The sequence below is a fragment of the Lentzea xinjiangensis genome, from assembly GCF_900110955.1.
In the GTDB taxonomy this organism is placed as follows: Bacteria; Actinomycetota; Actinomycetes; order Mycobacteriales; family Pseudonocardiaceae; genus Lentzea; species Lentzea xinjiangensis.
The window spans coordinates 102,608-117,996 of the sequence record NZ_FOFR01000005.1; the positions used below are offsets into that span (position 1 = coordinate 102,608).

Annotated in this window: 5 protein-coding genes; 3 read left to right on the forward strand and 2 right to left on the reverse strand. The window is 72.3% G+C overall.

Annotated features, from left to right (window positions below; all coding sequences use genetic code 11):
* Positions 1-13 precede the first annotated feature (13 nt).
* Positions 14-7,813 carry a type I polyketide synthase gene (locus tag BMW88_RS14185; protein ID WP_089951166.1) on the reverse strand — a complete coding sequence of 2,600 codons (7,800 nt, stop codon included), beginning with the start codon at positions 7,811-7,813 and terminating at the stop codon, positions 14-16.
* 267 nt (positions 7,814-8,080) lie between these two features.
* On the opposite strand from BMW88_RS14185, the gene BMW88_RS14190 reads away from it, so the two are divergent.
* From BMW88_RS14190 to mhpA, 3 genes are read left to right on the forward strand one after another with little or no spacing between them, the layout of a single operon-like run.
* A complete protein-coding gene (locus BMW88_RS14190) occupies positions 8,081-9,103 on the forward strand; it encodes an FkbO/Hyg5 family chorismatase (RefSeq protein ID WP_089951167.1) in 1,023 nt (340 codons plus the stop codon).
* 35 nt (positions 9,104-9,138) lie between these two features.
* Positions 9,139-10,347 carry a 3-deoxy-7-phosphoheptulonate synthase gene (locus BMW88_RS14195; RefSeq protein ID WP_245777774.1) on the forward strand — a complete coding sequence of 403 codons (1,209 nt, stop codon included), beginning with the start codon at positions 9,139-9,141 and terminating at the stop codon, positions 10,345-10,347.
* 36 nt (positions 10,348-10,383) lie between these two features.
* On the forward strand, positions 10,384-12,006 hold the full coding sequence (mhpA, locus tag BMW88_RS14200) for a bifunctional 3-(3-hydroxy-phenyl)propionate/3-hydroxycinnamic acid hydroxylase MhpA (protein WP_089951168.1): 1,623 nt from the start codon (positions 10,384-10,386) through the stop codon (positions 12,004-12,006).
* Between the two features lie 492 nt (positions 12,007-12,498).
* On the opposite strand, the gene BMW88_RS14205 is transcribed toward mhpA, so the two are convergent.
* Entirely contained in the window at positions 12,499-15,237 is a 2,739-nt protein-coding gene (locus tag BMW88_RS14205; protein ID WP_089951169.1) for a helix-turn-helix transcriptional regulator, read from the reverse strand.
* Positions 15,238-15,389 lie beyond the last annotated feature (152 nt).

A 15,389-nucleotide genomic window follows, 5' to 3' on the forward strand; every position in this document is an offset into this window, starting at 1 on the left:
GCAACACTGTGTTCTACGAGAGGTCGAGCAACTCGTCGTCGATGATGGTCAGGAGGTCCTCGACGGAGACGTCGCGGAGGTCGTCGTCCGAAGTGGACGCCGGCTTCCGCAGGCGCCCCAGCAGCTTCTCCAAGCGTTCGCGGATCGCGTCGTGGTCGGCGGCGGGGGCGGCGGCGACGGCGGCCTCGAGGCGGGCCAGCTCCGCCAGCGCGGAGCCCTCCACCGGCGAGGAGAGCCCGGCCAGCAGGTGCTCGGCGACCAGGCGCGGCGTCGGGTGGTCGAAGACCAGGGCGGAGGGCACCGGCAGGCCCGTCGCGGTCCTCAGCCGGTCGCGCATCTCCACGGCGGTCAGCGAGTCGAAGCCCTGGTCGCGGAACGCCTTGTCCGCGTGGATCGACTCGGCACCGGAGTGGCCGAGCACCGCGGCGGCCTCGGACCGCACCAGGTCCAGCAGCAGGCGCGCCCGGTCGGCCTCCGCGAGGCCCGCGAGCTTCTCCTGCAACGCGACCTCGGCACCGGCGGTGTCCTCGCCGGCCGACAGCGCGGCGATCGCCTCGGGGATCGCGGAGAACAGCGGCGAGGGGCGTGACGCGGTGAAGCCCGGCGCGAACCTGGCCCAGTCGGTGTTCGTGACGGTCAGCACGGTCTCGCCGTCCGCCACCGCCTGCGCCAGCGCGCTCAGCGCCGGCTCCGGGTCCATCGGCAGCACGCCGTGGCGGCGCAGCTGGTCGTAGGCGTGCGGGTCGGTCGCCATGCCGGCCTCGGCCCACGCGCCCCACTGCACGGACGTGGCCGCGAGGCCCTGGCCGCGGCGGAACTGCGCCAGGCCGTCCAGGTAGGCGTTCGCGGCCGAGTACGCGGGCTGGCCGCCACTGCCCCACGCGGCCGCGCCGGACGAGAACAGCACGAACGCGTCGAGGTCGCCGGTCAGCTCGTGCAGGTTGCGCGCCGACACCGCCTTGGCGCGCAGCACGTTCGCGAGCTGCTCGGCCGTGAGCGACGACAGGGGCGCGTCGCCGGAGTCGATGCCGGCGCAGTGCACGACGGCGGTCAGGCCGGGCAGCCGCGCCAGCAGCTCCTCGACGGCGGCGCGGTCGGCGACGTCGCAGGCCTCGACCGAGACCTCGGCGCCGAAGCCCTCCAGCTGTGCCACCAGGTGCTCGACGCCAGGGGTGGCCCGGCCGCGGCGGGAGGTCAGGACGATGTGCGAGGCGCCGCGCGCCGCGACGGAGCGGGCCACGAACCCGCCCAGCGCACCGGTGCCGCCGGTGATCAGGACGGTGCCGGACGGCGTCCAGTCCCCGCCGTGGTCACCGCGCGGCGCCGGCACGAGACGACGGGCGAACACACCGTTGCCGCGCACCGCGATCTGGTCCTCGCCCAGCGAGTTCGTCAGCGCCGCCTGCAATCCCTGCGCGATCTGGCCGTCCACGCTGCCGGGCAGGTCGACCAGGCCGCCCCAGCGGCGCGGCAGCTCCAGTGCGGCGACCCGGCCGAGACCCCACAGCGCGGTCTGCACCGGCGACGTCACGATGTCGCCGTACCCGGTCGACACGGCGCCGCGCGTGACCGTCCACACCGGAGCGTCGATGCCCTCCAGGGCCCGCAGCAGCTCCACCGTCGCGGTCAGCGGCCACGGCACCTCGCCGGAGCCGAAGTCGTCGGAGACGCCGAGCAGCGACACGACACCGGTGAACTCCCGGCCGGCGAGCCCGGCGACCTCGTCCGGGGTGACGGCGACGCCACCGAGGACGTCCACGACGTCGCGCGTCCAGGTGTCCCGCTCCCCCGGCGGGACGACGACCAGCCACGACCCGGTGAACGCCCCGGACAGCGACAGCCGGCTCCACGACTCCCGGTACCGCCAGGAGTCCACGACGGACTGGGAGCGCTGCCGGGTCCGCCACGTCGCGAGGGCCGGGACCACGGCCGCGGCCACGTCGGGGTCGAGGTCCAGCGCGGTCGCCAGCTCGTCGTTCTCGACGAGCTGCCAGAACGCCGTGTCGAGCGGGTCGGCGCCGCTCGCCGGGACCTCGGGCTCCGGCCAGAACCGCGCACGCTGGAACGGGTACGTCGGCAGGTCGACCCGGACCGCGCCGGTGCCCTCGAACAGCACGGACCAGTCGACCGGCACACCCGCGACGTGCAGGCGCGCCAGCGCCGACACCGCGGAAGCCTCCTCGGGCCGTTCGCGGCGCAGCAGCGGCACGACGACGGTGTCCAGCGGCACCGCGCCGGTCTCGGTCATCTCCGCCACCAGCGCCGACAGCACCCCGTCGGGGCCGAGCTCCAGGAACGCCGACACGCCCTGCCGGCCCAGCGCCCGCACGCCGTCGGCGAACCGCACGGCCTCGCGGACGTGCCGCACCCAGTACTCCGGCGCGGTGAGCTGCCCGCGCACGGCGGGCTGCCCGGTCACGTTCGACACGACCGGGATCTGCGGCTCGGAGAACGACAGTCCCTCGACGACCGCGCGGAAGTCGTCCAGCATCGGGTTCATCAAGGGCGAGTGAAACGCATGGCTGACCGGGAGACGCTTAGTCTTGCGGTCGGCGAACCGGCCGGCGAGCTCCGCCACCGCGTCCTCGGCGCCCGCGACGACCACCGACCGCGGCCCGTTGATCGCCGCCACGGACACGGCGGGCCCCAGCAGCGGCAGCACTTCCTCCTCCGTGGCCTGCAGCGCGACCATCGCGCCCCCCGGCGGCAGCGCCTGCATCAACCGCGACCGCGCGTCCACCAGCCGGCACGCGTCGCGCAGCGAGAACACCCCGGCCACGTGCGCGGCGGCGATCTCGCCGATCGAGTGCCCGCCCACGAAGTCCGGCCGCACGCCGAAGGACCGCGCCAGCCGGAACAGCGCGACCTCGACGGCGAACAGCGCCGGCTGCGTGTAGCGGGTCTCGTTCAGCGCGTCGGCGTCGTGGCCCCACATCACGTCGCGCAGCGCGGGGTCCAGGTGTTCCAGCACCTCGTCGAAAGCGGAGGCGAACACCGGGAACCGCTCGTAGAGCTCCCGGCCCATGCCGAGCCGCTGCGCGCCCTGTCCGGAGAACAGCACGGCCAGCGGCCGTTCGCAGGCGACCCCGCGCGCGATCTCCGCGCCGTCGACGACGACCGCGCGGTGCTCGAGCAGCGTCCGCGTCGACACCAGCGTCGCCGCCACGTCGAGCGCCGGGGCCTGCACCGAGCGGATCCGCTCCAGCTGCGCGTCCAGCGCGGCGGAGGTCTTGGCCGACACCACCCACGGCACCACCGAGGGAACGGAGGTCGGCTCCTGCGGCGTCACCTCGGTCTCGGGCGCCTGCTCCAGGATCACGTGCGCGTTCGTGCCGGAGACACCGAAGGCGGACACGCCGGCACGTCGTTTGCGCGAGACGGCGGGCCACGGCTGTTCCGCGGTCAGCAGCGCGACCCGGCCGCTGCTCCACTCGACGTGGCTGGACGGCTCGGTCACGTGCAACGTGCGCGGCAGGACGCCGTGCCGCAACGCCATCACCATCTTGATCACACCGGCGACGCCCGCGGCGGCCTGCGTGTGGCCGAGGTTCGACTTCACCGATCCCAGCCACAGCGGCACGTCGCGGTCCTGGCCGTAGGTCGCGAGCAGCGCCTGCGCCTCGATCGGGTCGCCCAGGGTCGTGCCGGTGCCGTGCGCCTCGACCGCGTCGACGTCCGAAGTGGACAGTCCGGCGGAGGCCAGGGCCTGGCGGATGACCCGTTGCTGCGACGGGCCGTTGGGCGCGGTCAGACCGTTGGACGCGCCGTCCTGGTTGATCGCCGAGCCGCGCAGCACGGCGAGGACCTGGTGGCCGTTGCGCAGCGCGTCCGAGAGCCGTTCCATGATCACCAGCCCGGCGCCCTCCGACCAGCCGGTGCCGTCGGCGGAGTCGGAGAACGCCTTGCAGCGCCCGTCCGCGGACAGCCCGCCCTGCCGGGAGAACTCCACGAACGTCTGCGGCGTCGACATGATCGTCACGCCGCCCGCGAGCGCGATCGACGACTCGCCCGACCGCAGCGACTGCGCGGCCCAGTGCAGCGCGACCAGGGACGAGGAGCAGGCGGTGTCGACGGTGACCGCCGGGCCCTGCAATCCCAGGGTGTACGCCACGCGGCCGGAGACGACGCTGCCCGCGGTCCCGGTCGTCCAGTAGCCCTCGGTGCCCGCGGGCGCGTCCAGCAGCCCGGCGCCGTAGTCGTGGTACATCACGCCGGCGAACACGCCGCCGTTGGTGCCGCGCAACGAGGCCGGGTCGATGCCCGCCCGTTCCAGGGCCTCCCACGACACCTCCAGCAGCAGCCGCTGCTGCGGGTCCATCGCGAGCGCCTCGCGGGGCGAGATCCCGAAGAACTCGGCGTCGAAGTCGGCGGCGTCGTGGAGGAAACCGCCCGAGCGCGTGTGCGAGGCGCCGTCGAAGAGCTTCTCCAGGTCCCAGTTGCGGTCGGTGGGGAACGGCGACACGACGTCCGCGCCCGACACCACCAGCCGCCACAGGTCCTCCGGCGACGACACCCCGCCGGGGTAGCGGCAGGCCATGCCGATGATCGCGATCGGCTCGTCCGGCGCGGACCGCGCCACCTCCGGCGACGGGACGGAGGCGCGCTCCCCCAGGAGCTGGGCCCGCAGGTGCCGGGCCAGCACCACGGGGGTCGGGTAGTCGAACGCGACCGGCGCGGACAGGTGCAGGCCCGTCGCCGCGGTCAGCCGGTTGCGCAGGTCCACCGCGGTCACCGAGGTCAGGCCGAGCTCGCGGAAGGTCTTCTTCGGCTCCGCGCGTTCCGCGCCGGTCAGCCCCAGCACGCCCGCGACCTCGGTGCGCACCAGGTTGAGCAGGAAGATGTCCTGCTCCTCCGGCGACATGGCGACCAGCCGCTGCCGTAACGCCGACAGGTCGCGCTCGTCCGGTGTGGCGAGCCGCGCGGACACGTCAATCAGGCCGCGCAGCAGCGCCGGCACCTCGGTCGAGGCCGTCTGCTCGCGCAGCGCGGCGCTGTTGATGCGCATGATCACGGCCTGCGCCAGGCCCGCGGAGGTCGCGACGTCGAACATCGCGGCGAACTCCTGCGTCGACAGCTCGCCCACCCGCGACGCCGTGGTCGGCGCGTCCGTCGACCCGACCGCGAGGAACGTCGCCGCCAGCTCCCGCTTGCGGCGGTAGCGGGCCAGCGCGTCGAGGAACGAGTTGGCCGCGGCCTGCTCACCGGAGCCGACCAGGCCGAGCGCTCCGGCGACCGTGCACAGCATGACGAACGCGCTGACGTCGCCGGACTTCGTGAGCTGGTGCAGGTTCACCGCTCCGTCCACGATGGAGCGGAAGACGTCCTCGCGCGGCACCGTCGGCGACGGCTTCGCCGGGTGCTCGCCCTCGGCGTGCACGACCGCGGTGATCGGCCGCTTCAGCTTGCCGAGCACCTCGGCGAGCGCGGCCCGGTCGGTGACGTCGCAGGCCGCCACCGCGACCTTCGCGCCCAATGCGGCCAGCTCCGACTCGAGCCGTGCGGTGGCCTCGTCGGCGCGGCCGCGCTGGCTGATCAGCAGCAGGTGCCGGGCGCCGTAGGCGGCCACGAGGTGCCTGGTCAGCGCGGCACCCATCCTGCCGTCCGCGCCGCTCACGACGACCGTGCGCCGGGGGTCGATCCGCAGCGCGTCGTCGCTGTCGACCGACGCCGACACGCGCTTGAGCCGCGGGATCAGCGCGATGCCCGACCGGATGGCGAGCTGCGGTTCGCCGGCGGCGACCGCGAACGGCAGCACCCCGGCCGAGGTGGGCAGGTCGTCGATGTCGAGGAGCGTGAACCGGTTCGGGAACTCGACCTGCAACGACCGCATCAGGCCCCACACCGGCGCGTGCACGAGGTCGCGCACGTCCTCGACACCGGCCGCGACCGCGTTGCGCGTCAGCACGACGAGGCGCGAGTGCGCGAACCGGTCCTCGTTCACCCACCGCCGCAGCACGCCGCCGACCTCGTGCAACGCCTTCTGCGCCGCCGCCGTCAGCCTGCCCCCGGTGTCCATGTCGTCGGGGCAGCACAGCACCACCACGTCCGGCACGGACTCACCGTCCACAAGGGACATATGGAGCGCGGCCGCGTCGGCGTGGGTGGCGACGTGCGCGCCGGCCGACGCGAGGGAGGCGGTCAGGCCGAACACGTCGGGGCCGACGACGGCCCAGCGCTTCGCCGGCTCCAGGCCGCTGGTGCGCACCGACGGCATCGGCGCCCAGTCCATGCGCAGCAACGACTCGTGCTGCCCTCCGCTCGCCGCCCGCAGCCGGGCCGGCCGGTCGAGCAGCACGTGCCGCGTGATCTTGCCGGAGGTCGTGCGCGGGATGTGGTCGATCTCGTAGAGCTCCTCCGGCACCTTGAAGTTCGACAGCTGCTCGCGGCAGGCGTCGTAGAGGAGCACGGGGTCGAAGCCCTGCTTGCCGGGCACGACGAACGCGATCGGCACCTCGCCGAGGATGTCGTGCGGCTTGCCGACCACCGCGGCGTCGGCGACGCCGGGCACCTTGAGCAGCACCTCCTCCACCTCGCCTGGGTGGATGTTCTCGCCGCCGCGGATGATCAGCTCCTTCACGCGGCCGGTGATCGTGAGGTAGCCGTAGACGTCGCGCCGGGCCAGGTCGCCGGTGCGGTACCAGCCGTTCGGCATCGCCTGCGCCGTCGCCTCCGGCTGGTTGTGGTAGCCCGCCATGAGGCTCGGGCCGCGCACCCACACCTCGCCCTCGACCTCGGCGTCCACGTCGACGGAGGTGTCCGGGTCGACCAGCCGCACCTGCAGCCCCGGCACCGGCAGGCCCACCGAGCCCGGCAGCCTGGTGCCGTGCGTCCAGTTCACCGCGATCAGGCCGCACGTCTCGGTGCTGCCGTACCCGTCGAGCAGCGGGACGCCGAACAGCGCCTCGAACTCCACGCGCAACGCCGACGGGCACGCGGCACCCGCGGTGAGGCACCGGGTGAGCGCGCTCGACGAGACCTCGCGCGTGCGCGCGACCTGCAGCAGGTGGTGGTACATGGCGGGAACACCGCACAGGAAGGTGTAGTCGTCGCCTTCCAGCGCGGTCAGCACCTCGTCGGCCGCGAACCCGTCGAGGATGCGCGCCGAGGCGCCGACCGCGGTGACGCCGACGACGCACAGCACGTGCGCGAGCGAGTGGTGCAACGGCAACGGCCACAGCACCCTGTCGTCCGGGTTCAGGCCGACGACGGGGGCGTAGCAGGCGGCGACCGACCACAGGCAGCTGCGCTGGGTCGAGAGCACGCCCTTGGGCTTGCCGGTGGTGCCGGAGGTGTAGAGCATGAACGCCACGTCGTCCAGGCTCTGGTCGTCGCGCGCCGCGACAGCCGGGTCCTTCGTCGTCAGGTCGTGGTAGGAGGAGATGGGACCACCGCGCGGGATCGGTTCGTCGCCGCTCACGACCACCTGGAGGTAGGGGCGGCCCGGCAGCAGCTTGCGGACCTGGTCGAGGTGCGCGACGTCGGTGATGACGACGCGCGCGCCGCTGTCGTCCAGCACGTAGGCGAGCTCGGCGTCGGCGGAGTGCGGGTTGAACGGCACCGCGACCGCGTTCGCGCGCGTGATCCCCAGGTAGCTCTCGATGGTGTCGACGCCGTTGCCCAGGAAGATCAGCGCCCGGTCCCCCGGTTGCAGCCGCAGCGCGGCGAGGTGCCCGCCGAGCCGCCGGGTCCGCCGCTCCAGCTCCGCGTACGTGACCGCGCGGCGCGAGTCCGCGAACGCGACCTTCTCCGGCGTGTTCGCGGCGTGGTGTCGCAGCAGCTCGGACAACGGCCGGATGAGCTCGGTTCGAAACATGCCGACGGCGCTCCCTATTTCCTGGCGACGAGGCTTGCACCTCGGGCGATGCTAGCCTCGGCCTCCTCGCGCCGGTAAGTAGGAAATCCCCTAGCACCCCCCTAGCACCCCCCTATCCTCCGGCCCGGAACTGCTTTCCCCTCGCCGACGAGTTTTGCGGAGCCCGGCCGGTGCTAATCTTTGATCACCGGCCCGGAAGAGAAGTGCCGAAGAAATAAAGGCTTCACTCCGCACAATGATTTATCGACTCCTCGGAGGGGCATTCAAATGACTCAGGCGCAGCAGGCGGTGAGCCTTCCCGGCTCGATCTTCACCGGCCTGACCGAAGTCAGCGACATCGCGGCCGACGGAAACGTCCTCGGAGTTGTCAACTACACGACCGAGTGCACCGGCCCGCGCGTCGAGAATGGTCTCCTCACGCTGGACCTGCACATGGCCGCCGACGCCGGCGAGGCATTCGCGGAGGTCTGGACGACCACCGGGCCCGTCGAGACCGGCGAGCACCACGGCGTCGTCTACGCCCACGACGGCGAGTACCTCCTCATCGCCGGCCGGATCGCCCCGACGGGCCGCTACACCGACGACACCCGGTCGGCCTACGTCGCGGCGCTCGACCTGATGGACACGCTCGGCTACAAGAACTGCTTCCGCATGTGGAACTTCATCAACCACATCAACGCCGACAACTGCGAGGGCCTCGAGATCTACCGGGACTTCTGCAAGGGCCGCGCGGAGGCGTTCGAGCTCTTCCACTTCGGCGACCAGGAGGTGCCGAGCGCGACCGGGATCGGGTCGCTGGGCGGCGGTATCGCGTTCTACTTCCTCGCCTCCCGCTCCGCCGCGCTCACGTCGGTGGAGAACTCCAAGCAGATGGCCGCCTACCACTACCCGAGGCAGTACGGCCCCCGCCCGCCCAAGTTCGCGCGGGCCACCTACCTCGCCTCCACGCACACCGACCGCAGGTCAGGGCAGATCTACGTGGCCGGCACCGCCAGCATCCGCGGCCACGAGACGCTGCACGCCGGTGACATCGCCGCGCAGGTGAAGCTGTCACTGGACAACATCGAGCACCTGATCTCCGACGAGAACCTGGCGGACTACGAGATCGCGCAGGGCAACTCCCTGCTCGACCTCGACAACATCAAGGTCTACGTCCGGCACCGCTCCGACATCCCGCTCGTGCGCAGGATGTGCGAGGAGCGCTTCTCCCCGAACGCCCGCGTCCAGTACCTCAACGTCGACGTCTGCCGCTCCGATCTCCTCGTGGAGATCGAGGGCGTCGTCGCCTGACCCCGCCGGCCGAACCAGGACCAGGAGCGAGACCGATGCCTCAGACGGTGAAGCTGACGGAGTTCACGACCACGCGGACCGACGCGCCGTGGATGACGCTGCCCGCGACGCAGCAGCCCCACTGGCACCACCACCCCGACTTCGACCTGATCGAAGCCGAACTGTCCGGCGCGCTCCCCCTCGTGGCGCATTCCGAAATTCGCGAGGCCAAACGTGCTCTTGGTCTCGCCGCCCTCGGTGAGGCGCGAGTGCTGCAGCTCGGCGACTGCGCGGAGTCCTTTTCCGACGCCGATCCGCTGACAACTTCCCGAAAGGTGCGGAACGTGCAGCGCGTCGCCGCCCGGATGGCGGAGCGGACCGGTCAGCAGGTGGCCCGGTTCGGGCGCATGGCGGGCCAGTACGCCAAGCCCCGGTCGAGCAACTTCGAAACCGTCGACGGAATCGAGCTGCCCTCTTTCCGCGGCGAGCTGATCAATTCGTTCGAGAACAGCGTCTCCGCCCGCCGGCACGACCCCGAGCGAATGTTGCGGGCCTACGACGCCTCGGCCGCCGTCATCCGGGAAGTGCGCGCCCATTGGTCGGGAATCGTCGAGGAACTGTCCGGTGGCCCGTGGGTAGCTCACGAGGCATTGGTGCTGGACTACGAGAACGCGCTCATCCGCACCGACGAGCGCACCGGCGAGCAGTTCCTCACCTCGACGCACTTCCCGTGGATCGGCGAGCGCACCCGCCAGCTCGACCACGCGCACGTCTCGATGTTCGCCGCCATCGCGAACCCCATCGGCGTCAAGGTCGGCCCGACCGCGGACCCCGAGACGGTGGTGCGCCTGTGCCAGGTGCTCGACCCGCACCACACGCCCGGCCGCCTGACCCTGATCGTCCGCATGGGCCGGGAGGACGTGCACGTCGCCCTGCCACCGATCGTGCGCGCCGTGCAGCGCGCCGGGCACCCGGTCGTCTGGGTCTCGGACCCCATGCACGGCAACACGGTCAAGGCGAAGTGTGGGCGAAAGACTCGACTTGTCAGCCATATCATCGAGGAGGCCACGGCGTTCCGGCACATCCTGGAGACCGAGGGCGCGCACGCGGCCGGACTGCACCTGGAAGTGGCCGCGACCGACGTGACGGAGTGCGTCGGCGGGCCCGTGCCCGACGAGTCGGCCCTCTCCGAGCGCTACGAGACCCTCTGCGACCCCCGCCTGAACCCCGACCAGGCGCTCGGAGTGATCGACTCGGTTTTCTGACCCCTACCGACGAGCACTGCGCAGACAGGGAAACAGATGACGTCACCGCAGCTGGCCGGCCGGGCCGCCGCCGACACCACCCCGGGGTCTGTTACGGCAGACGTCGCGGTGGTCGGCTGCGGCCCGGTCGGCCTCGTCCTGTCCATTCTCCTCGCGCACAAGGGATGGCGGGTCGTCATCCTGGAGAAGTACCGCGACCAGTACCCGTTCCCGCGGGTCGTGGCGTTCGACGGCGAGACGGCCCGCTCGTTCGCCTCCGCCGGCATCGGCGCCGAGCTGATGGAGCTCGGCGAACCGCTGGGGCAGTACATGTTCCAGAACGCCGAGGGCCGCGAGCTGTTCTCGTTCGAGGCGCCCTACGAGCCCGGCCGCGACGGCTGGCCCATCGCGACCGTGATGCACCAGCCCACGTTCGAGCGGGCCCTGCGCGCGCACGTCGCGACGCTGCCGAACATCACCACCCTGTTCGGGCACAAGGTGGAGGCGATCGAGGACAACGGCTCGGTCGTCTCGATCACCGCACCGGGACCGGACTTCGAGGGCCCGGTGACGGCCTCGTGGGTGGTCGGCTGCGACGGCGCGAACAGCTTCGTGCGCGACGTCATGGGCACGCGGATGATCGACCTCAACTTCAAGCACGACTGGCTGCTGGTCGACGTGGTCTTCCACGAGAAGCGCTCCTTCCGCCCCAACGACGTGCAGGTGTGCGACCCGGCCCGGCCGACCACGATCGTCGCGTCCGGCCGCGGGCACCGGCGCTGGGAGTTCATGCGGCTGCCCGGCGAGTCCATCGAGGAGCTGTCCACTCAGGAACGCATGTGGGAGCTCCTCGCCCCCTACGACGTGACCCCCGACAACGCCGATCTCACCCGCAACATCGTCTACACGTTCCAGGCGGCGATGGCGGACAAGTGGCGCGAGGGCCGGCTGCTGCTGGCCGGCGACTCCGCGCACCTGATGCCGCCGTTCGCGGGCCAGGGCATGTGCTCGGGCATCCGCGACGCGGTGAACCTCGCGTGGAAGCTCGACCTGGTGCTGCGCGACGTCGCCCGGGACTCGCTGCTCGACGCCTACCAGGCCGAGCGCTCCCGGCAGGTGCGGCACACCATCGAGATGTCCATCGAGGTGGGCAAGATCGTGTCGGAGCTGGACCCGGTCGCCGCGGCCCGGCGGGACGCGTTCCTGATCGCGATGCAGTCCAAGCCCGAGGGCGTCGACCTCGCCCCGTCCGCCTACGCGCTGGAGGACGGCGTCGTCCGGCGCCGCGCCGCCGGCGTCTCGCTGCCCGACGGCGAGCTGTCGCCGCAGGGCGTGGTGGCGCGGGGAACCGCGCGGGACCGCTTCGACGAGGTCGTCGGGCGCGGCTGGCAGCTCATCACGACGCTCGACCCGTACGAGGCCCTGGGCGAGGACGAGCTGGAGTTCCTCAAGGTGCTGGGGGCGCAGCTCGTGCGGGTGATGCCGGCCGGGATCCCGCCGAAGATCGTCCGGGCGCACGAGGTCGTGGACGTGGAGCGGACCTACCTGCCGTGGCTCGCCGGGCACAAGAAGGTGGCGGCCCTGGTGCGGCCGGACTACTACGTGTTCGGGTTCGCCGACGACCGGGCGGACCTGCCCGAGCTGGTGAAGGAGCTGAAGGAGCAGCTTCCGCTGCTGTGAGCCCGCACTGCGCGGAGAACAACCGTGCGGTGCGGGGACCGGCATGACTCGACGGGGTTGTCCTGCCGGTGCGAGGTCGAGGACTCCGCAGTCGCCGTCCTGTCACGGGAAGGAGGGGTGGCGCCACCGGGCGGCGCCACCCCTCCTGTCAGCCAGAGCGGCGGCGGGTTCTCACCAGGAGCACTCCGAGCCGGCACGCGAGCACCACGATCCGCCACCGTTCCCACGACGGTGGCGAAGCCGGAAAGCGCACCGAGCCCGCTCTCGACCTTCTCCCGCCACCGCTTCCCGCCCCTGTCCGGACCACGTTCCTCCGGAAGAGGCTCGGCCTCCAGGCCACCCGCGCCTGGATTGCAGGACAGACGCGGACGACCCTGCACCTGCGAGGCAGGCACCCGAAAACTCCACCCGTTCCGGCGATACGCCGCCGGAACGGGCAGGAATGGGCGGACAACCGTCACCCGACGGCGAGGCCGGCGTTCAGGTGGCTCTTCAAGCCGTGCTCGGCAGGTACGAGTGCAGGTCCGCGGGCAGGTCCTTGCGGTACTTCACGTTCAGCTTCCGGTAGACCCTGGTCAGGTGCTGCTCGATGGTCGACGGCGTGATGTAGAGCTTCGACGCGATCTCCCGGTTCGTGTACCCGACGGCCGCGAGCGCCGCCACCCGCCGCTCGGCGTCGGTCAGCGTGGCGATCGGGTCCACCGGCCTCTCCTCCGCCGGCGCGTCGTCGGCATCGGCCTTGCCGCGGGAGGGCAGCAGCTCCTCGGCCAGCTCCGCCGCGTCGCAGACGTTGGCGACGTGCCAGCCGCGCCGGGCGACGGTCCAGGCCCGGCGGTGCTCGCGCAGGGCCTGGTGGGCCTTGGACAGGTCGGCGAGGGCACGGGCCAGCTCGTACTGGTCGCCGTACTCCTCCAGGATCGCCACGGCGTCCTGGAGGAGCTGCGGCCGGTTGTGCGGCTGGTTGGTGGCCGCGAGCAGCCGCAACGCCACGCCTCGTGTGCGGGTGGCCTCCGGGCCCAGCCGCGCGAGCTGTTCGTTGATCAACCGCTTGGCCTCGTCCCGGTTGGCGCCGTGCTGCAGCCACGCCTCCGCGGCCGAGGTGCGCCACGGCACCACGCTGGGCTGGTCCACGCCCCAGGACGTCATGAGCTCACCGCAGGACAGGAAGTCCGCGAGAGCCGCGTAGTGCCGGGAGGTCGCGAGGTAGTGGTGGCCGCGGGCGTACAGGTAGTGCAAGCCGTACCGCGACTGGAACATCGCCTCGGGCACCGGCTGGTCCAGGAACGCGGCGGCCTCCTCGTGGCGTCCCCTCTTCGTGGCGGCGTTGACCAGGACCCCCAGCGGCAGCCCCACGGCGACGCCCCACCCGCCGGCGGGCATGAAGTCGAGCGCGTTCTGGGCGTGCTCGAAGGCGTTGGCCAGCTCGCCCCGCCGCAGCGACACCTCGGCCCGCACGCTCGAGAAGAACGCCCGCGCCACCGCGAGGTTCTTCGTCCGCGCCTCGTCCAGCAGCCGGTCGCACCACTGCGCCGCCACGTCCAGCCGGTCCGCGTACACCAGGGCCTGCAACGCGAGCATCGCCGACTCCGGGCCCCAGGAGCCGCTGTCGGACGGCCGCACCGCCTGCAGGACGTGCTCGGCGTCGGTGACCGAGGCGTCGTTGGAGCCGTAGGTCAGCACGTTGGCCAGCGCCGTGACCGCCTTGAGCATCGGGCCGGACGTGAGGCTCACCGTGCGCGTCTTCACGGGCTCGACCTGCGGGCGCCGGGCCAGCGTCGGGTGGGAGCAGGCGAGCCACAGCTCCATCGCCCGCTGCCCGCCGGACGGCGCGCGCCGGACCCGTTCCAGCGCCTCGGTCGCCTCGTCCACCAGGCAGTTCCACAGCATCGGCTGCACCAGGGAGGTCACGTCGCGGTCGGAGAGCTGGCCCGCCCGCATCGCCGGCACCACCGTGCCGAGCCGGCGGCCCGCGGCGGACGGGTTGACCCGCCACTCCACGCGCACGAGCTTCGCCGCGATGGCCGCCCGCCCGTGGACCTCGACGCACGCGCGGTGGGCCAGTTCCAGGTACCGCAGCGCCGTCTCGATCTGCTCGTCGCGCAACGCGTGCTCGGCGGCCTCCTCGAACACCGGGACCATCCACGGGTTCTCGGAGTGGTCGGCCATCACCAGGTAGGGGGCGACCTCGGTGGCCGGCGCGCCCTCGTCGTGCAGCAGCAGCGCCGCGCCGAGGTACATCTCCTTGCGGTCCTGTGTGGACAGGTCGTCCAGGACGGCCGCACGGGCCACCGGGTCGCGGAACCAGCCGTCGCGCAGCAACCCGGCCTCGTTCATGACGTCCAGCGCCGACATGACGGTCTCGGTGTCGACCCGGGCCAGGCGTCCCAGCGACTCCGGCGTCGCCTGCTCCCCCGTGACCGCCAACGCCCGCGCGACGGACAGCACGGGGTGGTCGCAGCGGTGCAGGCAGCTGACCAGCGCCCGCCGGAAAGCGGGGCCGATGACCAGCCCGCCGTCGTCCCGCGGCTTGCACAGCCGCTGGTCGTCGAGCAGCGACCGCACCAGCAGCGGGTTGCCGCCGGTGAGGTCCATCGCCTGCGCGGCGTGCGCGGGCGCCTCGAACAGCCCGTCCAGCGCGCCCAGCGGCGCGAGCTGGACGTCGCGGCAGTGCGGGTGCCGCAACAGCTCGGTGTGCAGGGGCGTGTGCGCGGCGCGCGGCGACGCGGTCTCGCTCAGCATCAGCAGCACCTTCGCCTGGCCGAGCCGGCGGATCAGGTAGAGCAGCCAGTGCAGCGACGACGAGTCGGCGTGCTGCACGTCGTCGACGCCGATCACCAGCGGCCGCTCGGCCGTCAGGTCCATCAGCGCGATGCACAGCGCGTGCAGCTGCCGGGCGGACGGCCCGTCGGCGGACCGGGCTGCCGCGTCGAGCAGCTCGTCCACCTCGGCCGGGGCGTCCAGCGGGTGGAAGATCTGGCTCACCACCCCGAAGGGCAGGTCGCGCTCGAACGCCGAGCAGCTCGCCTTCACGAAGCTCACCCCGGACGCCTCGCCGAACGCGTGCAGCAGCTCGGTCTTCCCGCTCGCCACCGGACCGGTCAGCAGCGCGACCCTTCCGGATCCTGACAGGGAGTCCGACAACAGCGCCTCCAAGGCGGCCCACTGCTCGTCGCGCTCGATCAGGCCCGCGAGCCGCGCCTCGGTCATGCTGTTGTCGGACGTCCCGGTCATGATGATGTACCTCTCGCCAGGAAAGCCGTCGTGCCACAGAGCGGCGGTGTCGATGAGTCACCGCCACGTCCCCCAGGAGCGGGCAGGAGAGTCGGCACCGAGCGTCGCAGGCGAGCACATCCGCATCAAATCGATACGTGCCGGTTCTAGGT